The sequence below is a fragment of the Marinimicrobium sp. C6131 genome (genome assembly GCF_026153455.1).
Taxonomy (GTDB): domain Bacteria; phylum Pseudomonadota; class Gammaproteobacteria; order Pseudomonadales; family Cellvibrionaceae; genus Marinimicrobium.
Map to the genome: position 1 here is coordinate 1,903,354 of NZ_CP110629.1, position 21,142 is coordinate 1,924,495.

Here is a 21,142-nt window from a genome sequence, read left to right on the forward strand (position 1 = left end):
ATCAGAAAGCATAGCTCTTACCGGTCAGGCTAGTCGACAGCCCCCACCAGGAAAGAAAAAACGACGGAAATCCTATATGCTTGCTCTACCGATTTAATCATCGCCCTCCTGGATAGTTGCCCCATCACTCAACGAATAGGAATTGGCTTATGAAAGGTTCTTGTCTATGCGGCGCCATTGAAATTATCGCCGAGAGCAAACACAACGTCGACGTCTGTCACTGCACCATGTGCCGACGCTGGGGCAGCGGCCCCTTCTTTGCGGTGCACTGTGGGCCAGAGGTTGCTATCGGCGGAAGCCAGAAGCCCGCCCGCTACCGCTCTTCCGACTGGGCAGAACGCGGCTTCTGCCCCACCTGCGGAACGCATCTGTTTTACCACCTGCTCCCTACAGGAGATTATATGCTGCCGGCCGGGTTGTTCGGAGATGATGAAAACTTTCGATTGAGTGGCCAGGTGTTCTTTGACGAAAAACCGGACTTTTACGAGTTCGCCAATGACACCCCTACCATGACTGGTGATGATCTGATCGCCCAATTTTCCGATCAAGACGATTAGCCTTAACTTATGACGTTAAGCGGTTCCCGCTCTTGGGCCTACAAAAACGGGCATTTCAGTTTTGTTACCAATCCATGAATTTTCCGTGAACGGGCTCCCGCCGCCCCCACTGTCACCAGAGCTTCAAAATGCGTCCGTACCATCCTCTGACCATCGACGATTTCGTTAAATCAGGGGTAAAGGACAACATGAACGTTTTCAGAGTATTTGCATTGAGCCTGCTCGCGCAGGCGGTACTGGTAGGCTGTAGCGGCGACGACGGAGACGTCGGCCCGAGGGGTGAACCGGGTGAACAAGGCCCGCAAGGGGAACAGGGCCCACAGGGTGAACCGGCGCCGAAAGCCATCGACCTGACCATCCTGCACATGAACGATCACCATTCCCACATCGCAGCCGAGGGTTTTGATTTCGACGTGACCGGGTTGGTGGATGCCACCAATGAGGCCGGCGATGCCGTCACCGAAGTTGAGGTGACCTACGGCGGTTTCCCGATGCTGGTCAGCCTGTTCAATACGGTGGCCGGGCAACACGAAAACGTTCTGAAGCTGCACGCGGGGGACGCCATCACCGGCACCCTGTATTACTCGCTGTTCAACGGCGCGGCCGATGCGGCGGTCATGAACGAGGTCTGTTTCGACGCCTTCGCCCTGGGCAATCATGAGTTCGATGATGGCGACAGCGGCCTGGCGACCTTCCTGGACGCCCTGAATTCCACCGCCTGCGAAACCCCGGTACTGGCGGCCAATGTGCAGCCAGCGGAAGATTCCGCCATTGCCGACGGCTATATCCAGCCCTACACCATTGTCGAACGGGACGGTGAGCAGATTGGCATTATCGGCATTGATATCGCCGGTAAAACCAAGAACTCGTCCAACCCCGACGAGGGTACCGAGTTCCTGGACGAGGTGACGACGGCCCAGGCCAACATCGACACCCTGTCCGGGATGGGCGTCAACAAGATCGTTCTGCTGACCCATTACCAGTATCAGAACGATCTCGATCTGGCGGCCAGCCTGAGCGGCGTTGACGTGATTGTAGGCGGCGACTCCCACACGCTGCTGGGCGACGAGACCTTTGAGGAATTGGGCTTTAACCCGGCCGGTGACTACCCGACGCAGGTTGACAATGCCGATGGCGACCCCGTCTGTGTGGTCCAGGCCTGGGAGTACGCTCACCTGATGGGCAAGCTTCACGTGAGCTTTGACGAGGCCGGTGTGGTCTCTTCCTGTGCCGGTATGCCGCTGATGCCCATCAGCGACAACTTTGTCTATGAATACAACGATGAAGAGACGCGCAGCCTGAACTCCGCCAATCAGTTCTCCGTGGTACGGGCGCTGACCGCCCACCCGGAAGTGGTGGTTACCCAGCCGGACGCGAACACCACCAATCTGTTGTCGATTTACGACGCTCAGGTGAGCCTGCTGGAACAGACCGTGATTGGCAGCAGTGCGGAAGACCTGTGCCTGGAGCGTTTCCCGGGACAGGGGCGGTCTTCCTTGTGTGATGCCTCGGCGACCTATGAGCATGGTAGTGACATCTCCAATATCGTTGCCAAAGCCTTTCTCACGGTGACGCCAACGGCCGATATCGCCATTCAGAATGGCGGCGGTGTGCGGGTGGGTGTGGAAACCGGCCCTTATACCATTGCCGATGCGTTTACCCTGTTGCCGTTCTCCAACACGCTGGTGACGCTGGACATGACCGGTCAGCAGATTGTTGATGTGCTGGAAGACGCGCTGGCCAACGCCCTCGACAACGGCGGCTCCTCCGGTTCCTACCCCTACGCGTCCGGCCTGCGTTTCGAAGTGGACGCGTCTCAGGAGAAAGGCAACCGCGTGTCCAACGTGGAAGTGAACCCACAGGTGGCCGGCGACTGGACTGCCATCGATACCTCGGCCACCTACACCGTGGTCACCAATGACTTTATCGCCTCCGGGCAGGATGGCTACGATACCTTTGCGATTCCCTTCGACGCCGGCGATTACGAAGATACCTTTACCGAATACGCCCAGGGCTTTGTCGATTACGTCGAAGCCCTGACCGCTGATGGCCAGAACCTGATCAAACTGCCCGAAGCCGAGTACTCCACTCAGCGTTACATCGACTCCGGTGGCTGCGACCACAGCGCTGTGGCGACCTGCGCGGACGACAATAACCTATAAAAACGGTTGATCTACCCTGTAAAAGGCTCTTCGGAGCCTTTTTTATGCCCGCCCCTAATAGTCACTCCGACTCGCATCACTCCCAAGTCTGGTTTATAGTGACGCCCTACCGATTTCCACACTCAGCCTGTACCCAATAAACAGGCGAGTCATAACATCCCAACGGCAATGTGAACTTTCCCATGACTGTCAATACCCCTCGTATTTTCGCTGTTTTCGCCCTGGTGCTCCTGGGCGCCTTGACCACTGCGTGCTCTGACTCCGACCGGGGCGCCTCGAATCAGCCGAGCGACCTGCTGGATTCTGTGCTGATCTTCTCCAAATCCCCTGACTGGCAGCACGAGTCGATCCCGGCCGGGGTCCAGGCCGTGACGGACCTGGTGGAAAAGCTAGGCCTGACGCCCGTGGCGACGGATGACGCCAGCGTGTTTACCGATGAGCAGCTCCAGACGATGGCGGCGGTGGTATTCGTCAACACCCGGGGCGACGTGCTCAATGCACAACAGCAACTGGCGTTCGAGCGCTACATCCAGGCGGGCGGCGGGTTTGTGGGCATTCACTCGGCGTCGGACACCGAGGGCGACTGGCACTGGTATCGCCGCCTGCTGGGTGCGACGTTCAGCTCCCACCCGAGCGACCCGGCGGACGTCCAGACAGCCACCGTCAAGGTGGTCAACCCCCATCACCCGGCCACCGAGAGGCTGCCGGCGCAGTTCCGCCTGGCCGACGAGTGGTACGATTTCAAGCAGCTGTCCGATCGCCGCACGGACCTGTTGACCCTGGATGAGCGCAGCTATCAGGGCGGCCAGCACGGCGCCTACCACCCCATCGCCTGGTACCACGACTTTGACGGCGGGCGGGCCTTCTACACCGGCCTCGGCCACACGACAGAGATGTTCAGCGAACCGTTATTTTTGAAGCACCTGAATGGCGGGCTCGAGTATGCACTGGCCGAACGTCGGCCGCTGGACTACGCCGAGGTGAAACCCGACCCTCGCCGTTTCAAGCGCGACATCCTGGTGGATGACCTGAATGAGCCGGTGAGCTTTGATGTGACCGAGGACTACAGCGCGGCCATGATCGCCCAGCGCCAGGGCAAGCTCTTCTGGTTGGATGTGGCGACCCGGGAAATGTCCGAGATGGCGGAGTTTGAGGTGTTTGCGCCTGCCAAGAACATCGAGTTTGGGCTGATTGCGGTGGCCTTCGACCCCGATTTCGCCGAAAACCAGCTCATCTACGCCATGTACAACCTGCCGGACGAGAGCGGCGAGCACGATCTGCTGCAGCGCCTGGCGCAGTTCAAGGTGAACGGAAAAACCGTGGACATGGCCTCTGAACAGGTATTGATGGACATACCCAACGACGACACCTGCTGCCACACCGGTGGCAACCTGGAGTTTGACCGCCACGGCCACCTGTTTGTCGCCCTGGGGGATAACGCCAACCCCTTCGAGTCCAACGGTTCGGGCCCGATCAACAACACTGCCGAAGGCAAGCACCACGATGCCCTGCGCAGCGCCGGCAACACCCAGGACCTGCGCGGCAAGATCCTGCGTATCCACCCGGACAAGAACGGCGGTTACAGCATTCCCGAGGGCAACCTGTTCGCCGACCCGGAACAGGGCCGCCCGGAAATTTATGTGATGGGCACCCGCAACCCCTACACCATCGCCGTGGATGACAGCACCGGTACGCTCTATTTCGGCGATATCGGCCCCGACGCCAAGGAAGAGACGGCCGACTTCGGCCCGCGCGGTTACGATGAAATCAACAAGGTGACCGAAGCCGGCAACTTCGGCTGGCCCACCGTGGTGGGCAACAATATTCCCTACCGGATGTACGACTATCAGGAAGAAACCAGTGGCAAGCTGTTCGATCCCCTGGCGCCGGAGAACTTCTCTCCGCGCAACACCGGGTTAGAGGTACTGCCACCGGCCCAACCGGCACTGATCTGGTACCCCTACAACAACTCCGAGCGCTTCCCCGAGCTGGGCCAGGGCGGCCGCAATGCGCTGGTGGCGGGCGTCTACCCGGACACCGGTGAGCTGGCCTACCCCGAGTACTATCGGGGCAAGCTGATCATCAGCGACTTTATGCGCAGTTGGATCAAGGTCGTCACCCTCGATGAATACGACAATGTGGTCAAAATCGAGGACCTGGCCCCGGACGTCGACTTTGCCGGGCCGCTGGACCTGAAAATTACCCCCGATGGCCGCCTGTGGGTGCTGGAATACGGCTCCCAGTGGTGGGCCGGCGGCAAAGAGGCCAAGCTGAGCGTGGTGGAATACGACGCGGAGGCCGAGCTGGCAGAGCTGAACGAGGATGAGGTAACCTCCGGCGCTGGCAACGACGGCATCGGGCATGAAGCCCAGCTTGAGATCGCCGAAGGTAAAGCGGCCGCCAAAGACACCAGCTGTGTGGCCTGCCATCAGGAGCGCGCTGACTCCGTGGGCCCGAGCTTCCTGGCCATCAAGCAGAAGTACGGCGATCTGGATGACCCCAAAGGCTACATCGCCAGCGCCATTGCCAATGGCAGCTCCGGCAAATGGGGCGAACATGCCATGCCTGCGCATAACTTCCTGGAACAGGAGACCCGGGAGAAATTGGCGGCCTACATCTTATCCATCACGCCGGAAGGCGAGGAATAAAGCCGCGCCGAGCGCGTCGCTTGAGACGAAACGACTATGCCCGCATTGTTTGAAGAAATCGACAGCCAAAACTCCCCGCTCGGGGAGATCTCCCTTCGTCGCCGCCGCATGCCCGCCTTTGGCGACCGGGATATCTACGAGGTCAAGCTGGGCGATGAATTCCTGATGTCCAGCATGTTTGTGGAGGCCGAAGAGGCCCTGTCCACGCTGGGCCTGGCGGCCGTGGAGGGTGCCCCGCTCAGTGTTGTGGTGGGCGGCCTGGGCCTGGGCTATACCGCCGTGGCGGCACTCAAGGACGAGCGGATTTCCGAGCTGTTTGTGGTCGAGGCGCTGGATACCGTGATTGGCTGGCATCGAGACGAAAAAGTACCGCTCGGGAAAGTACTCAATGCCGATGCGCGCAACCACTATGTGCTGGACAGTTTTTTCGACCTGGCAACGGACCCCAAGGCCGGTTTTGACCCGGAAGACCCGAACAAGCGTTTCGATGCGATTCTTCTGGATATTGACCACTCCCCCACCGAATACCTGAATGCCGGTAACGCCGGGTTTTACACCACGGAAAACCTGGGGCTGATGGCAGAGAAGCTCAAACCCAAGGGTGTGTTCGCCATGTGGTCCCAGAATCTGCCGGAGGAGCGCTTTGAGGCCTTGCTGAAAACGGTGTTCGAGCGTGTGGAATCCCACGTGGTTTCTTTCTATAACCCGTTTCAAAGCGGCGAATCGACCAACTCGGTATACGTCTGCATGAAGGGCAGCTAAGACGGACAATCCGGGAGTGAGGGGTAAAGCCGCTGCCATAGCCTCACGGCCGCTTGTGGGTTAGGATGAGTGTTGCACATTTGCCTCATCCACCCAGCCCGAGGAGAGACTGCCCCTATGGATCCCCATCCTAAGCATCCGCGCGAAAAAGCCCTGAAAGTGAACCTGGAGGACACCCGGTACGGCTCCTTCGCCGAAATTGGCGCAGGTCAGGAGGTCGTGCGCTGGTTCTTTCAGGCCGGAGGCGCAGCGGGCACGATTGCAAAAAGTATCTCCGCTTACGATATGACGGTGAGCGATGCCATTTATGGCAAATGCGCCCGCTACGTCTGTCGGGAGCGGCTGGAATCCATGCTCACCTACGAGTACGACCTTACCCTGGAGCGCCTGGCGCTAGACCGGGGTGAGAGTACCGCCTTCTTTTCCTTTGCCAACACCGTCTCCGCGCGTAACTACCATGGCACCAACGAGTGCCATGGCTGGCTGGGGATACGCTTCCAGGCCGAGCCCGGCGCCCAGGCCAGCGAAATCATTATTCATGTGCGCATGCTCGACAGCGAAAACGCGTTGCAGCAGGAGGCCCTGGGCATCGTCGGCGTGAACCTCGTCTATGGCGCCTGCTTTTTGAGCGATGATCCGGACCTGTTGGTGCAATCGCTGCTCGACGGCCTCAGTGTGAATCGCCTGGAAGTCGATATGGTGGACTTCTCCGGCGCAGCCTTTGAGCAGGTGGACAATCGCGTTCTCAGCCTGCGCCTGGTTCAGCTGGGCCTGAGTGATGCCGCCATGTTTGCCGCCGACGGCCGCGTGCTTCAGCCCTCCGAGCACCTGCGCAAGAAATCCGTGCTGGTGGAGCGTGGACGCTTTCGCCCCGTGACCCACGTGAATATCGACATGCTCGACTCCGCGTTGACCGCCATGGAAGCCGAGACCGGAGCCAAACCCGGAGAGACGATCGCCATTATGGAGATGGCCTTGAAGAACCTGAACGCCGGAGGCGACGTCGACCTGGAGGATTTCATCAGTCGAGCCGAAGTGCTGGAGGCCGCCGGCCACACGGTAATGATTTCTGACTACCCGGAATATCACCGCCTTGCGTCTTACCTCAGCCGGAACACCCAGGGCCGCATTGGCATTACCATGGGCGCCCACAGCCTCGCCGAGCTGTTTGAGGAAAGCTACTATAAAGACCTACCCGGCGGCCTGTTGGAAGGATTCGGCAGGCTGTTCAAAAACAAGGTCAAACTGTATATCTACCCTTATCGCGACCCGAACACTGCCCAGTTGATCAAAGCAGACAACCTTGAGGTTCCCAAGCCCCTTCGCCACCTCTACCAGCACCTGTTGGACAATGGCCATATCGTGCAACTGGAGCGGTACAACGAAGACTACCTGGATATTTTCTCCCCGAACGTGCTTGAACAGATCGGCTCTGGCCAATCCGGGTGGGAACATCAGGTTCCGGATGTGGTGGCCCAGAAAATCAAACGCCAGAAGCTGTTTGGCTACGCCTGAGCAGAGCTGAAGAAACAGGGAGAGCCAAGACCAAGGACGGACGTCAATACGCTCGTGACCAAATTAGCTAGATATCAAACGCAAGGACGCCCACAAAGAGATTCACAAGGAATAGGTTACTAAAAACCAATAAAACCACCGCCCTGATTCGATCGGCCGACGTCGCGTACTTCCGAACCAATCCAACATTTATCATTGGGTCATCAGCGCGATTAAACCGGCCAACGGGAAGTCCTATCGCATAGGCATACCAAACAATCCGCGCCCCTGGACCATCCCATGGACACGGACGAGGTAGACCGTCTTGCTTTATTCGTTTCTCAATACCTGCCATCGAAAGACGACCAAACAGCAACATGGCAATAAACGTCGTCATACTTATGACCAGTGAAACGGCAAAGTACCAGTCTTTAGGTGTCTCGAACATAGTGATTACCTATCAAACAGCCAAGCGGCAATCTGTCGGCCCCAGCTATCTCCTTCTTTAGCGGCGAAAAATCCTGCTGTTATACCAACACCAATCATCACGACCCACCCAACCGGTGTCGATCCCAGACCCAGAGCAGTAAGTGCAGCAACGGTTCCTTTGCCCGCCCAAAGCCCGGTCGCTCCTCCAAAACCGAACCCGGTAGTCTCCAGCGCCAACTCCCGCTGCCAATTCTCGTTTCGTTGGTAGCTATCATGGACGCTGTGAAGACGCACTCCCGCGTCAAGTACCAAAACACCATTACCCGCAAAGCGTACACCTCGGGCCAGCCTATCCAGGCGCTGGACCTGAGCGACATTGTCGATAGAGAGTTTGGACCTGCGATGGTGCCTTGCCAGAGTAATCCCACGGTCAGCATTATTCAGAATGTGACCGCGGTTGGAGTTTCTGAACTCCGGGCGGGCAATACTATTCAGCTCTGCCCGATACTGCCGAGCCATAGTGGCGTATTTACGGCGGGCCATGGCCTCCAATTCCACTTTGCTTGCCATACCTGCTCGGCCAGCGTACTTATATTCATTGAGTTTAATCAGGGCCGCCTGATAATCGATCAGCAGACGCTGAAATCGGGTCAATCGCTGTCCACTGGCGGTCGCACCGGCACCCACCAAAGTGGACGTAGCCTCCAAGTCCAGATTGGCAAGGTGTCGATCATAGAATTCGGCAATGATATGGGTGTCATCACCGAATTCGTCGATCGCACAAGATAGCTGTTCTCTGTGTGAGCTGGGTATCTGGTGAAGCTGATTCAGAATGAATGAGTCCTGAACCCCTCCATAGCCTTCACAATACGGACTATGAGCATACAGCCCACTACGGCATTCGGCATTTTGCTGAAGAAATCGGTCAATGGCTTCTTGATCGCCGGCGGCGAACAGATCTTTGGCGGGGACATGCTGATGCGGGAAAAAGAATTCTGACATGGCAACGATTCCTTGTAGGTTTACCGGGTCTCCTCGTCTACACTGACGAAAATTCAGGTTCGAAATTTACTTAATTCAAACGAAAAAGTAAACATAGTGGCTGTGACTGCGGCTGGCATGTGAGCCCTGTCACAAAAACTCACACATCAAATACCTTATGAGGATAGCCACTTTGAACTGAAGATCGTTCGAATCAATCTCTTAAGGCGCCGATCAGCAGTGATCATATTTGAATTTCATATAAGTAATACCCGGACTCAGCACCAACCGCCAGGCCAGTTCCACGTCATCGTCGAATAGAGGATCATAGCGTTTGACCGTGTCCATCAGGCACTCCAGCCAGAGATCATACAGAAACGGGGGGACATCCAGGCCTTTGCGGCTGTGATTGGCGGCTATACGCTCAAGCACGTTATCGACCGATCCACTCGCATAAAAGGTCAGCAAGCTGTAGAAGAACTTTTTCAACATGGTGCGCTGCTGAACCATATCCGTATGGCGGAATTTGTGACGCACCAGAGGAGAGGCGGCAAGGAAACGATGATAAAAGCTCTCAAAAAACGGCTGCCCGTCCCGTACTCCAACGGCTACGCGTTCATAGCTTTCGTCAAACAACCGTTCGTAGCTCATCGTAGACTCCGAAGGTATGCCACAGCCGGGCTGACGCCTGAAGCTGCATTTTCCTATGCAAGGGCTGATTCCTGTTGTTTAAACCTCAAGTGTCGTCCATATTTACCTAATAACCAACGTTAAACGACGTTTATTTGAGCTGTATCAACACTGCGCGAGGAAAGTGCCATGAACTTTTTTGAAGACCACCTCAACGAACTCAACCTGCTGGCTCTGTTCGACTCAGCATCCTCTCAGGAGGGCCTCAAAGTCCACCAGCACTCCGCCGACCCCGCGATGGTGGCCGCAGCGGAGCAACTCCACCTGAAGGGCCTGATTACCCAGAAGGACGGTGGGTATCTCACGCCGCTAGGCAGTGACGTCGTGGAGCATGTACAGAAAATCCAGGCCGTGCTTCGTAGTAGCTGAACACCGACGCCGGGCAATTTTTCAACCCCTGTCTATAATCAGAGGTGCCGTTCGACCAGTTTCCGGGGCTGACTGACCGGGCCCTACTCGTATCTGGACACCATGAGGGCACACTGATGACCGACACCATCCTTTTGGGTACCCGTAAAGGTACCGTCATGATCGACCGACAGGGGGCGGGCTGGCGACCCCGTCCTATCCTTCACGCCGGCGTTCCGGTCTGCTATGCCGCCCGGGACCCTCGCGATGGCACCCTCTGGGCCTCCCTGGATCACGGCCACTGGGGGCCCAAGCTGTCTCGCTCGCGGGATGGCGGTAAGACCTGGGACGATATCTCGTCGCTGAAGTACCCGGAGGGTGCGCGTCATATCGCCCAGGTACTGCCCACCCCAGATTTCGATCCCGAGGCGCCCGCCGGCACACCGGAATACGCCAATGCGACGGTGTACAAGATCTGGCATCTGGCCTTTGGCGGGCCGGACCAGCCCGGTCGACTCTACGCCGGCACCATCCCCGGGGGGCTGTTTGTCAGTGATGACGGCGGGGATACCTGGGAGCTAAACCGGCCGCTGTGGAACCATGAGAGTCGCGGCGGCGATCTGTTTGCCGGGGATGCCACCAGTGAAAACCAATGGGGTGGCACACCCGCGAGTATTGATTACGGGGTGTTTGAGCCGGGCATTCATTCCATCATTGTCGATCCGCGCGACCCGAATCACTTGCATGTGGCGGTCTCCTCCGCCGGGGTGCTCGAATCGACGGATGGCGGCAAAACCTGGGCCGGGCGCAACCGTGGCATGCTGATGGACTATCTGCCGAACCCAGAAGCCGACTGGGGGCACGACCCGCACTTTGTAACCCAATGCCCCGGCCAGCCGAACCACCTCTGGCAGCAGAACCACTGTGGCGTGTTCTACAGTGACGACGGCGCTCAGCGCTGGAAGAAGGTCAGCGACCCGGACACGGGCGTAAACTTTGGCTTCCCGGTGGCCGTGGATGAACAGGATGGCCGCACCGCCTGGGTGGTACCGGGCCGGAGCGACGCCCAGCGTATGACCATCGACGGCGGACTGTTTGTCGCCCGTACCGAGGATGGCGGCCAGTCCTGGCAGGCACTGCGCAACGGCCTGCCCCAGGAGAATGCCCACGACATCGTGCTGCGCCACGCCCTGGACGTCTCAGGTGATTGCCTGTGCTTTGGCAGCACCACCGGCAATGCCTACCTGTCGGAAGACCGAGGCGAAACTTGGCAGTGCCTGGGCAACAACTTTCCGCCCATCTACTCCGTGCGGCTTGGTTGACCTCTATGCCTACGGTAAAGATGACCTCACACCTGTACCGGTTCTTTCCTCAATTACAGGACCGAACGCTGACCGCACCGCCCGGCTCGGTCTCCGAAGTGCTGCATGCCATTAATGAGCAGGCGCCCGGTTTCACCGACTATGTACTCGACGAACGGGGTGTGGTGCGGCGACACGTGAAGCTGTGCATTAACGATACCATTGTGATTGATCGAAAAACCCTCGCGGATCAGGTTGAAGACGGTGATACTCTGTTTATCTTTCAAGCGCTGAGTGGCGGTTAAAGATACGGCTCAATAAAACCATTGCCACCAATAGGCTTTTCTCAAAGAAACGAAACATCAAACCATGAAAGCATCAAGAGAGTTTTGGGACAAGAGCGCCCTGCCTGTCTGGCAGATTATTGCTCCTAGAGAACTCTGCTCTGGTAAATCGCATCCACCCGATTTGCGATGAGCTTCATAGTAAGCCGTGTCATGGGCCGCTAATATCGTTCAGCGTTGCGAGAGCTGAACCGATGAGGACCAGGCACGGATGGGGATGAAAGCCGTTCTGTTCAATGTTCATGATATTGCGTTGATTGTGACGGTCATCGCCTGTGCGCTGCTGGGCTCCCGACACATTGGCGGCTGGCGTCGACCGAAGCGCTCCGGTTATCTTTTTGGGTTGTTTCTCGCGACCAATGCGCTGGTCGCCGTGAATACACTGATTGTCTGGGCCGAGCCCATTCGCCACCCGGTCTTTGCGCTGCTCCCCTACTTGTATCTCGCTCTCGGTGCCGTGGGCTTTCTGCTGGGGCCCCTGCTCTATTGGCAGTTGAGATCACATATGAACCCGGGGTTCCGCTTGAGCCGTTGGCAGTGGTGGCATCTGGCCCCGGCAGTGCTGGCGCTGACGTACCTTTATTTTGAGTGCTTTCGCTTTCCCCACTCGGTACAACGGGACCTGTTACTGAACCTGCAGCTGTATCAGCAGCCGAACGCCTATTACGGCGACTTTATTACCCTGAAGAAATTATTGCCGCTTGCCTATGGCCTGTGCTGTCTGGCCATCGTTGTGCGTTCCAGGCTCGAGGATTCAGTGACGACCGTCGACAAAGACGTCTTTCGTGAACAGAGTTGTATCGTAAGCGGCTTCACCATGGTGTGGTTGTGGAGCGCCCTCACCCACTTTGTGGGCAGCGCGCATTCCGGTCCGGTCAGCGATGCCATGGGCGTGGTCGGCAATTACGCCACCCTGGCGTTGATCGCCTTTTTGCTCTACCGGGAATTGCTCACACCACTCCCTACCCTCACAGCAAAACAGAGCACGCCCCCGGCCAGTGCCGCCCCCATCGACGATGCCGACGTGGCGCGTATTACAGCGGCCATGACCCGAGATAGAGCCTACCTGAATCCTCAACTTACCCTGGAGCGTTTTGCGGCGAAGGTCGGCTGTTCGCCGCGAGACGTCTCAACCATCATAAACCGCCGCTTCCAGCAGAACTTTCACGATTTTGTCAGTCGCTATCGCCTCGAGGACGTAAAACGTCAGCTACGCGACCCGGCAACCAGGAATCAGACCATTACCGATATCGCCCGAGCGGCCGGATTCAACAGCAAGGCCACCTTCCACCGGTTCTTCAAGAAAACCGAAGGTATCACGCCATGCGCCTACCGGCAGAAACACCACCCGGACTATGACGGCCTGCCGGCCAGCTCTCGTACCGCCTGATCCCACCCTGTCTCAATTTCTGCAAAACGCCTATTGAGACTGTTCCTCACGCGCTCCCCACCGGAAAATTGCCCGGTCGGCCGCCACTCTCCCCGGGGAGCCAGGCGCCTGCAATCTTCATTCTTATAACTTCAAGGAGTTCGTTATGTTTTCCTCTCTACGGCGACTCGCCCGAACGGTGCCCGTCTGCGGGCTATTACTCATGGCGCCTTTGTTGGCAGATGCCAAACCCTACAAAAGCGCTGAAGTGTTTACTCTGGACTCGGAGCTCTACGGCAAATACGTGATTCGCATGCGGGCCGGCAAAGGCAGCGGCCTGGTTTCGGCGTTTTTCCTCTGGAAGGAAGGCTCGGAACTGGAGGATGTATTCTGGGAAGAGGTAGACATTGAGGTGCTCGGTAAAGACGGCGCCAACGCCTGGCAGAGCAACATCATCACCGGCCTAGGCACCAAAATCACCTCTGAGGAGGTGCACCCCGCATCGGCACTGGGGGATAGCTACCATACGTTCACTCTGGAGTGGACCCCGGATCGGGTTCGCTGGCTGATTGATGGGCAGCTGGTACGCGAAGTGAATGGCAATCAGGCCAGCGCCCTGACCAGCCCCGCCCAGGCGCGCATGAACTTCTGGCCGGCGAATATCGCCGAGTGGGTAGGCCCCTTCGATGACAGCATTCTACCGGTGCACATGTACGTGAACTGGATGGAGTATCACCGCTGGGATGGACAGAATTTTCAGCTTAGCTGGCGTGATGATTTTGATTCACTGAATCCCTCCCGCTGGGGCACCGCTGACTGGACGTTTGCGGAAAACAGCGCCGATTTCACCCCGAGCAACGTCACCACTCGCGATGGCTATCTGGTACTGAGCATGACGCACGAAGGGCAGGAAGGCTATAACGGTACGCCGCCACAAGACACCGACGGAGGCACGCCCGAGCCAGATCCCGAGCCGGAACCCGATCCCGAGCCCGAGCCCGAACCGGAACCGGAACCAGAGCCCACACCCGGTACTATTGGCTGCAGTGTAACGGGGCTCAATCAGTGGGGGTCGGGTTATCAGATGGATGTAACGGTAACCAATGACACCAATAGCGCCATCAACGGCTGGGTCGCCACACTCGGTTTTGATCAGGACCCACAGGTGACCAATAGCTGGAGCGCCAATGTACAGGCCAGCGCGTCCGACATTGTGGCCAGCAGCCTGAGCTGGAACGCCAACCTGGCTCCAGGGAGCACCGCCACCTTTGGGGTTCTCGGCAATGCCAATGGATCAATCAGCACGCCGGACTGTACCGCCACGGCCAACTGATACGCCAGAGGCGGTAGATACTGAAATAGGGCTTATCGCTAAGCCCTATTTCATCGCAGTGACCTTGAGTTTCCCCTCAGTTTTTTGCCGATTTCAGAAAGCCATTCACTTCCAGCCAGTACATGAACGAACCAAACCACTTGTTGCTGGTCCGGTCCGGATTGCCCAGCCCAAAGCCGTGGCCGCCATTCTGGTACAGGTGGAACTCGACCGGAATGCCCGCTTCGTACCAGGATTCGATCAGGCCAAACTTGCCATTGAACAGAAAGTCATCGGCGGCGATGGCGGCAAACATTGGCGGAGCATCCTTGGGCACATCAACGGCGTTCATTCCGCCGTAAATAGGACCAATAAACGCCAGCTCGACTTTGTCCGATTCCAGGGTGGTGGCCATGGTCAGGCCGGCACCGGCGGAGAAGCCGATCATGCCGATTCGTTCCGGATCAACGCCCCATTCATCTGCGCGCTTGAGGATCATCGAATAAGCCGCTTCAACATCTGCTATCTGGTTTGACAGGTCCCAGCGCGGGCGCTCCGGTGCTTCGTTCTGTTCACCACCCTCAGAGGATTCATCGGCTTCTTCGAAGCGGCGGTTCATCTGGTTTTCAAAGTCTTCCAGGGAGGGAGCCGTGGGTTGCAGCCGGTATTTGAGGACAAAGGCGTTGATGCCCTGCTCGGCCAGCGCCTCGGCCACCTCCCAGCCTTCATTGCCCATGGACAGCCACATGAAGCCACCGCCCGGCGCCACAATCACCGAGGTGCCATTGGCTTTTTCCGGATCGGCCAGTACCGGCGTCAGAGTCGCCCTGGAAATATTGCGGGCCATGGGGTCGCCCCACTGACGGAACCAGCTTTCCGGCTCGGTCTGCCCTTCAACGCCACCGGTTTCCAGAGGAATGGCGCCGGGCTCATCGGGTGCCTCGATCGGATACATTTTGCCGTCCTGCGCGAAGGCGGCGGTGCTGAAGGCGATCAGTGCGACCGCGACGCATTGACTCAAAAATGGGATTGATTTTCTGCTCATGACGTTCCTGCCTGTGCGTTGTTATTGGCTTTCGTTGGGTATACTCGCTGATTGAACGATCGCTCCAAAACCGGGCTCCGGCATCGGAACGCCTATCAGTCATGTGGACAATAAGACAAGACACCACGCACGTAAAGCCCCGGCGTAAATGTATACTAGTCGTTTTCACCCGCCCGAGCTCAGCCCTCTCACGCTTAATGGCCCATATTTACACCAATAAGCGAAAAATTTGAGCTAATGCCGCAAAATTCCCACAAATTCAACGGAACGCTATGAGGGTATTTCGAAGAACTGGTAACTGTTTCGCCCGTTTTCTTTAATGGTATACATGGCGGTATCGGAGTTTTTCATCAGCGTATCGGCATCACTGCCATTTTCAGGGAACACACTGATGCCAATACTCAGGGTGAGCTTGAAGGATTGACTGTCAACCCAGTTCGGCAGTGAAAACTTGGACAGCAATTTTTCGGCGATGTGGGCCGCGTCCTCACGACTCCCGATCTCAGTCAACAGGATCACAAACTCGTTACCTTTCAGGGAGAGGTAGTCGGAGCGCTTGCACAGCGGAGCGTTCAACGTTCGATACGTGTGTCAGCGCACCGACACCCAAGCGGCGTTTGCCTAATGTACGTGCAAGAGCGAAATAGAAACTCAGTCATTTGGACGAAGTGCATCGCTCCCCGGAGAAACTCCATGAAAGAGAAAAACCGCAACAAGGCAAATGACAAGGCCGCTATTGAGCGCCGCAAGCAAAAGCGGGCTATGCAACAGCAACACTCCACCGATAAACACATCGATCAGGTATTTCCAGATGTTCCTAACAAGGATACCTTTGGGCCCGAAAAATTCAGTCACATCACCGGCAACGGGTTTCGCGGAGATAACCGACTATCGCCATTGGCAACCAATAGAACCCCCATTTGAACAGGATCAAACAAACGTAACGTCGGTTTCAGCCGTTTCAAGGGTCATGGTGGTAGATCTCTGCTACCCGAAGTCGGACGATGCCGCGTTAATGAGCCTGTAGCAGGCTGGGCTTGAGCAGACGGTCCGTCTCCTTTTTGACCACGGAGTAGCACTCACAGCTCAGTGTCTCAAGCTTGCGGCGGTCGATGACTTCGATGTGACCGCGGCGGTACTCGATAACACCGAGCTTCTGTAGCCGGCCCGCGGCCTCGGTCACACCCTCCCGGCGTACGCCGAGCATATTGGCGATCAGCTCCTGGGTCATGACCAGGTGATTGGTGGGCAAACGATCCAGCGACAGCAGAAGCCAACGACACAACTGCTGGTCGATGGAGTGGTGGCGATTACAGACCGCCGTCTGTGCCATCTGGGTAATCAGCGCCTGGGTGTAGCGAAGTACCAATGACATCAACTGACCGTGGCGGTTGAACTCGTCTATCAGTCTCTGCCCCAACAGCCGGTAGCCGCTACCGCCACTTTGAACCAGGGCTCGGCTGGAGGTGCTTTCGCCTCCCATAAACAGCGCGATCCCCACCAGTCCCTCATTCCCCACCACTGAGATTTCGGCCGAAGCGCCGCTCTCCATGACGTAAAGCAGGGATACGATACAATCCGCGGGGAAATACACATGGCGCATTTTATCGCCAGGCTCATAGAGCACCTTGCCCAGGGGCAGGTCGACTTCCTCAAGATGGGGGAATATTCGCTGCTGAACGTCAGGCGAAAGGGCAGCAAGAAGCTGGTTCTGCGTCGGCTGAAGCGATATCGGCATCGGTGACATCTCCCTACTGTCCTGCGTGTGAGCTTCAGTGTAGCCTACCTTAGGGGGTTTTGCGCGATATCATACATAGGGTCAAGTCGTTCAAGTCCACGGGGGCAATGGGCTATCAGTTTCCCGGACGCGCCATACATACGTCCGTGTCGTCCTTCAGTGTATAGTTGTGTTCCCTATCTTCCCTGTAGGCTCGTTCTCAGTCGTCCTGCCCGAGAACGGTCCGGGAAACTGATAGCCCATCGCTGTCAAAACCCGTTAGTAAAAGAATAACGTATTGCTCTAAAAAGCTCTGTACGCTATCGAACATTGGTATCAATAGAAGTAAAAAATACGTTTTACAGATAATCGGATCAGGAGAACATGGTTGAACAATTGTTCAGACTCTCGTTGTAACAACCACAGGATGAACTCTCCAGCCGTTTTCGATCGAGAACGGTTATCTTGCCACGACTGTACCGAATGATCCCCTCTCGCTGCAGTTTTATGGCGGCAATGGTAACCGCCCCTCTTTGCACCCCCAACATACCGGCTAGCCTCTGATGTGTAAGAGATAGCTGGTCGGTGGTGGATCGATCGTGAGCCTGCAACAGAGCTTTCGAGAGGCGATTGCCCACCTCATGAAAGTGGAGGCAACAGGCATTTTGCGACAGTTCCAACAACACCACATAAAGGTAACGCTGCATTACCCGGAGCAGCGCGGGATGGCTTTTCAGTGCTGCCCGCATTCCTGTATCCGTCATACGCAATGCAATACAGGGTGCTTGAACGACGCCTAACTTGGAGGCACGATTGATATCCAGAACCAACACCGCTCCCAGCATGCCCTCACTACCGATGCTCTCCGTCTCCAGAGGTTCTTGTCCGTGCAAGGTTTGAATCAGGGAAACACTTCCACTGATGGGAAAGTATACATGCCTGAAGCGTTCACCCGCTTCGCACAGCACCGTGCCCAGCGCAATATCTACCCGATCGCACAGTGCCAGCACGCCTTTCCGTTGTCGATCCGGAAGACTGTCAATCAAGGAGTTTCCGTTTTTCAACGGCTCGCCCGGGCTACGCTCGCCAGACAACGATGGCATCGCCTTCTCCTCTCCATGAATCGGATTGTGCGGTCACTCCTGGTTCAGATCCTTCCGGTCAGTAGCAAGACCAATAACACCACGACAATGACGCCCACTATCCCACTTGGCATATAGCCCCAACTCCTGCTGTGTGGCCACGCAGGAAGTGCGCCGAGCAACACCAGAATCAAGATGATCAGTAAAATCGTTGAAACGCTCATTTCCATTACTCCTTGGAGTCTCTGAAGTTCGAACAATAGCGAACAAATAGCCAAACTTCGGTGCGCTATCGTACAGATACCAACCGCACATCCTTATACAGTTGACCTGAAGCAGTCCCACCTCAGGAGCACCACTATGAAACAGGTAAGCACCCAACGTTCCAGACAGCGTCTACCCGGCGCCCTGGGTCTGGCGATGGCTGTCGTTTTGCTAAGCGCCTGTACTTCGGCGCCAATGGCGCCGACTTCAGCGTTGAACGAAGCGCGTGAAGCTATTGCCACGGCCGAGCAAGCCGGGGCCCGGCAGTTTGCCGGCGCCGAGCTGGACGAAGCACAACAGAAGTTGATGTTCGCGGAACGATCCGTGAGCAGCGAGCAGATGATTGAGGCTGAGCGTCTCGCCCGGGAAGCGATGATTGTTGCTGAGCTGGCATCCGCCCGGACTGAGGCCGCCAAAGCGGTCGCCATCAATGAGGAAATGCGCCGCAGCGCCGATGCCCTTGACGAAGAAATGCGGCGGACAGGAGAACAGCGATGAACAAGACAACCATTCAACCACTTAAATTCAAGTCAGCTTTGGCAGCGCTGGTGTTTCTGACGGTACTCGCCATCGCGGCGCTCGTGTTGGCGTCATGTGCCACTGCGCCCGACAGCCCCCTGGGGGCAGCGCAAGCACGCAGCAAGCTGACCACATTACAGAATGATCCCAATCTTGCCTCCCGGGCCCGGATCGAGCTACGAGAAGCGGAAGCGGCGGTGCGTCTGGCCGAGCAACCGTTGCCCGCCTCGGATGCGGCATTAGGCGAGCACCGGGTCTACATGGCCACACAAAAAGTCGCCATCGCCCAGGCCAAAGCGACCACCCGCTACGCTGAGGATCAACGGGCCCAACTGGGCGAGGAACGCAGTGAAGCGCGTCTGGAATCCCGAACCCGGGAAGTGAGCAGAGCCCGTGATGATGCCGAACAAGCCCGCTATTCCGAGGCTCAGGGTGCGGCCGAGGCGACCCGGCAGGCCGAGGAGTATCAGCGCCAGATTGACGCCTTGCAGGCCGAGGTGACCGATCGCGGCCTGGTTCTGACGCTGGGCGACGTCCTGTTTGCCACCGGTAGCGCCGATCTTCAACCGGGCGCCAATAGCAATCTCGACAAACTGGTGAGCTTTCTGAACGAGTATCCCGAGCGACGAGTCCAGGTCGAAGGACATACCGATAGCGTAGGTAGCGCCGAGTACAATCAGGCGCTCTCGCAGCGGCGCGCGGACTCTGTCAGCCGCTATCTGGTTCAGCACGGAATCACTTCCCAACGGATTTCGGCTACAGGCATCGGCATGAATCAACCGGTGGCGAGCAACGACAACGCCATGGGACGACAGCAAAACCGGCGAGTCGAGATCATCATCGAAAACCCACAACCCGCATCAACCAGCCAACTACGCTAAACGCGTGATGATCAAAAGGGGGAGCCACCGGCTCCCCCTTTTCTTTTGGCGGGAACTGCCCCACTATTACACATCTAGACAATTTTAATATAAAGGTTCAAAATGAGACCACTGACACTCAGCAACCCCGTCTCTCGGGAGGTGATCCCATGGCAACCGCAACGCCCCGTCGACAGCCAGATACCGCTACCCTGGGCCCCGCCGGGCTCAAGGCGGCCTTCAATATTCTGGAGAAATGGGGCTGCAGCCTGAATGAGCAACTGGCCATTCTCAGCCTGCCCAAGGCAACCTACTACAAGTACCGGAATCATCCCGAAAAGGCGCAACTGGACCGGGACCATCTGGACCGGATCAGCTATCTGCTGAATATTCATGCCAGTCTGAACACGGTGTTCGATAACCCGGAAAACCGTTACGGCTTTATGCGTATGAGAAACCATAACCCCTACTTCAGCGGGAAAACCCCACTGGAAGTGATCAGCACCGGCTCATTGGCGGCACTCTATGAAACCTTCAAGCGCGTGGATGCTCTGCGGGGGGCGCAGTGGTAGCACCTCTCGACGCCCCCGAACAGCGGGTCGAACAACTGGCCAGTTACCGGCTGATCTCATCCCGCTTCCCCCCAATTACCCTGTTTGAGGACGTGGCCGACGCGGACGACTTCGAGGCGTTGTATCAGTTGCAGGCACTGACCAACCCGCGACTACTGGCCGAAGCCGGTGACCTGGGGCTGATTCCCCGGGATGAAATTCCCTTCGGGATTCGTGGCTGCTCCTATGCCGTGGCACCTTTTACCCATGTAAACCCGGATGGCAGCCGCTTCAGCGACGGCGCCTTTGGCGTACTGTATCTGGCGGAGTCCATGGCCACGGCCATCGCGGAAGTTCGATACCACAAGCAGCGTTACCTGAGCCGTGTCGAAGGCCTGCGCTATGACCGTCTGGTGTTTCGCGCGCTGATGTGCGGATTTTCGGAGACCCTGCTGGACCTGACCCGACTGCCTCCACAGCACGCGATCTATGATCCCGAGGATTACTCCGCCAGCCACGCGCTGGGCGTCGCCGCTCGCCAACGGGGAACAAAAGGCCTCATTTACCACTCGGTGCGCAACCCGGGGGCCATTTGCTGGGCTTTGTTCACCCCACGGGGCGTCAAAAGCATGGTGCAGTCAGCACACTATGAAATGATCTGGGATGGAGAGGAAATTTCCAGCGTACACCGCATCTCGAAACGCTGA

General features: G+C 57.3%; 23 protein-coding genes. 15 read left to right on the forward strand and 8 right to left on the reverse strand.

What is annotated here, in order from left to right; genetic code table 11:
- Window positions 1-149 precede the first annotated feature (149 nt).
- The 5 genes from OOT55_RS08180 (at window position 150) to OOT55_RS08200 (ending at window position 7,644) form a co-directional block, all read left to right on the forward strand.
- Entirely contained in the window at window positions 150-557 is a 408-nt protein-coding gene (locus OOT55_RS08180) for a GFA family protein (protein ID WP_265368603.1), read from the forward strand.
- Window positions 558-745: 188 nt separating this feature from the next.
- Window positions 746-2,719, forward strand: coding sequence for an NAD nucleotidase (gene nadN, locus OOT55_RS08185; protein ID WP_265368604.1), 1,974 nt, complete (start codon window positions 746-748; stop codon window positions 2,717-2,719).
- A gap of 182 nt (window positions 2,720-2,901) precedes the next feature.
- Window positions 2,902-5,367 carry a ThuA domain-containing protein gene (locus OOT55_RS08190; RefSeq protein ID WP_265368605.1) on the forward strand — a complete coding sequence of 822 codons (2,466 nt, stop codon included), beginning with the start codon at window positions 2,902-2,904 and terminating at the stop codon, window positions 5,365-5,367.
- Window positions 5,368-5,403: 36 nt separating this feature from the next.
- Window positions 5,404-6,129: a spermidine synthase gene (locus tag OOT55_RS08195; RefSeq protein WP_265368606.1), complete on the forward strand. Its 726-nt coding sequence runs from the start codon at window positions 5,404-5,406 to the stop codon at window positions 6,127-6,129.
- Window positions 6,130-6,246: 117 nt separating this feature from the next.
- Window positions 6,247-7,644, forward strand: a complete 1,398-nt coding sequence (locus tag OOT55_RS08200; protein WP_265368607.1) for a hypothetical protein — start codon at window positions 6,247-6,249, stop codon at window positions 7,642-7,644.
- Window positions 7,645-7,711: 67 nt separating this feature from the next.
- Here OOT55_RS08200 and OOT55_RS08205 read toward each other — a convergent pair whose 3' ends face one another.
- The 3 genes from OOT55_RS08205 to OOT55_RS08215 all read right to left on the reverse strand — a co-directional run bounded on the left by OOT55_RS08205 (window position 7,712) and on the right by OOT55_RS08215 (window position 9,684).
- A complete protein-coding gene (locus OOT55_RS08205) occupies window positions 7,712-8,071 on the reverse strand; it encodes a hypothetical protein (RefSeq protein WP_265368608.1) in 360 nt (119 codons plus the stop codon).
- A gap of 5 nt (window positions 8,072-8,076) precedes the next feature.
- Window positions 8,077-9,054 carry a hypothetical protein gene (locus tag OOT55_RS08210; RefSeq protein WP_265368609.1) on the reverse strand — a complete coding sequence of 326 codons (978 nt, stop codon included), beginning with the start codon at window positions 9,052-9,054 and terminating at the stop codon, window positions 8,077-8,079.
- Between the two features lie 213 nt (window positions 9,055-9,267).
- The gene (locus OOT55_RS08215) at window positions 9,268-9,684 is read right to left on the reverse strand and encodes a globin (RefSeq protein ID WP_265368610.1); all 417 of its coding nucleotides are present in this window, start codon (window positions 9,682-9,684) and stop codon (window positions 9,268-9,270) included.
- A 168-nt stretch (window positions 9,685-9,852) separates the two neighbouring features.
- Here OOT55_RS08215 and OOT55_RS08220 point away from each other — a divergent pair, with 168 nt between their 5' ends.
- The 5 genes from OOT55_RS08220 (at window position 9,853) to OOT55_RS08240 (ending at window position 14,418) form a co-directional block, all read left to right on the forward strand.
- Window positions 9,853-10,092: a TIGR02647 family protein gene (locus OOT55_RS08220; protein ID WP_265368611.1), complete on the forward strand. Its 240-nt coding sequence runs from the start codon at window positions 9,853-9,855 to the stop codon at window positions 10,090-10,092.
- Between the two features lie 116 nt (window positions 10,093-10,208).
- Window positions 10,209-11,393, forward strand: coding sequence for a sialidase family protein (locus tag OOT55_RS08225; RefSeq protein ID WP_265368612.1), 1,185 nt, complete (start codon window positions 10,209-10,211; stop codon window positions 11,391-11,393).
- 5 nt (window positions 11,394-11,398) lie between these two features.
- Window positions 11,399-11,677: a MoaD/ThiS family protein gene (locus OOT55_RS08230; protein WP_265368613.1), complete on the forward strand. Its 279-nt coding sequence runs from the start codon at window positions 11,399-11,401 to the stop codon at window positions 11,675-11,677.
- A 256-nt stretch (window positions 11,678-11,933) separates the two neighbouring features.
- Window positions 11,934-13,106 (forward strand): helix-turn-helix domain-containing protein, encoded by a 1,173-nt coding sequence (locus OOT55_RS08235; protein WP_265368614.1) that lies wholly within the window; start codon window positions 11,934-11,936, stop codon window positions 13,104-13,106.
- A 145-nt stretch (window positions 13,107-13,251) separates the two neighbouring features.
- Window positions 13,252-14,418, forward strand: coding sequence for a family 16 glycosylhydrolase (locus OOT55_RS08240; protein ID WP_265368615.1), 1,167 nt, complete (start codon window positions 13,252-13,254; stop codon window positions 14,416-14,418).
- 76 nt (window positions 14,419-14,494) lie between these two features.
- Here OOT55_RS08240 and OOT55_RS08245 read toward each other — a convergent pair whose 3' ends face one another.
- Both OOT55_RS08245 and OOT55_RS08250 read right to left on the reverse strand, forming a co-directional pair.
- Window positions 14,495-15,442, reverse strand: a complete 948-nt coding sequence (locus tag OOT55_RS08245) for an alpha/beta hydrolase (protein ID WP_265368616.1) — start codon at window positions 15,440-15,442, stop codon at window positions 14,495-14,497.
- Window positions 15,443-15,712: 270 nt separating this feature from the next.
- The gene (locus OOT55_RS08250; protein ID WP_123637872.1) at window positions 15,713-16,018 is read right to left on the reverse strand and encodes a diguanylate cyclase domain-containing protein; all 306 of its coding nucleotides are present in this window, start codon (window positions 16,016-16,018) and stop codon (window positions 15,713-15,715) included.
- Between the two features lie 117 nt (window positions 16,019-16,135).
- Between OOT55_RS08250 and OOT55_RS08255 the strand changes: the two genes are divergently transcribed.
- Entirely contained in the window at window positions 16,136-16,366 is a 231-nt protein-coding gene (locus OOT55_RS08255; RefSeq protein WP_265368617.1) for a hypothetical protein, read from the forward strand.
- Window positions 16,367-16,454: 88 nt separating this feature from the next.
- On the opposite strand, the gene OOT55_RS08260 is transcribed toward OOT55_RS08255, so the two are convergent.
- The 3 genes from OOT55_RS08260 to OOT55_RS08270 all read right to left on the reverse strand — a co-directional run bounded on the left by OOT55_RS08260 (window position 16,455) and on the right by OOT55_RS08270 (window position 18,465).
- Window positions 16,455-17,180, reverse strand: coding sequence for a Crp/Fnr family transcriptional regulator (locus OOT55_RS08260; protein WP_265368618.1), 726 nt, complete (start codon window positions 17,178-17,180; stop codon window positions 16,455-16,457).
- 353 nt (window positions 17,181-17,533) lie between these two features.
- A complete protein-coding gene (locus OOT55_RS08265; protein WP_265368619.1) occupies window positions 17,534-18,262 on the reverse strand; it encodes a Crp/Fnr family transcriptional regulator in 729 nt (242 codons plus the stop codon).
- 44 nt (window positions 18,263-18,306) lie between these two features.
- Window positions 18,307-18,465, reverse strand: coding sequence for a DUF3309 family protein (locus OOT55_RS08270; protein WP_265368620.1), 159 nt, complete (start codon window positions 18,463-18,465; stop codon window positions 18,307-18,309).
- Between the two features lie 136 nt (window positions 18,466-18,601).
- Between OOT55_RS08270 and OOT55_RS08275 the strand changes: the two genes are divergently transcribed.
- From OOT55_RS08275 to OOT55_RS08290, 4 genes are all read left to right on the forward strand, one after another.
- Complete coding sequence (locus OOT55_RS08275) at window positions 18,602-19,003, forward strand: DUF4398 domain-containing protein (protein WP_123637876.1); 402 nt, start codon at window positions 18,602-18,604, stop codon at window positions 19,001-19,003.
- Entirely contained in the window at window positions 19,000-19,905 is a 906-nt protein-coding gene (locus OOT55_RS08280; protein ID WP_123637877.1) for an OmpA family protein, read from the forward strand. The genes OOT55_RS08275 and OOT55_RS08280 overlap by 4 nt, the downstream gene beginning before the upstream one ends.
- Before the next feature lie 149 nt (window positions 19,906-20,054).
- Complete coding sequence (locus OOT55_RS08285; RefSeq protein ID WP_265368621.1) at window positions 20,055-20,456, forward strand: antitoxin Xre-like helix-turn-helix domain-containing protein; 402 nt, start codon at window positions 20,055-20,057, stop codon at window positions 20,454-20,456.
- Complete coding sequence (locus tag OOT55_RS08290; protein WP_265368622.1) at window positions 20,450-21,142, forward strand: RES family NAD+ phosphorylase; 693 nt, start codon at window positions 20,450-20,452, stop codon at window positions 21,140-21,142. Before OOT55_RS08285 ends, OOT55_RS08290 begins: the two co-directional genes overlap by 7 nt.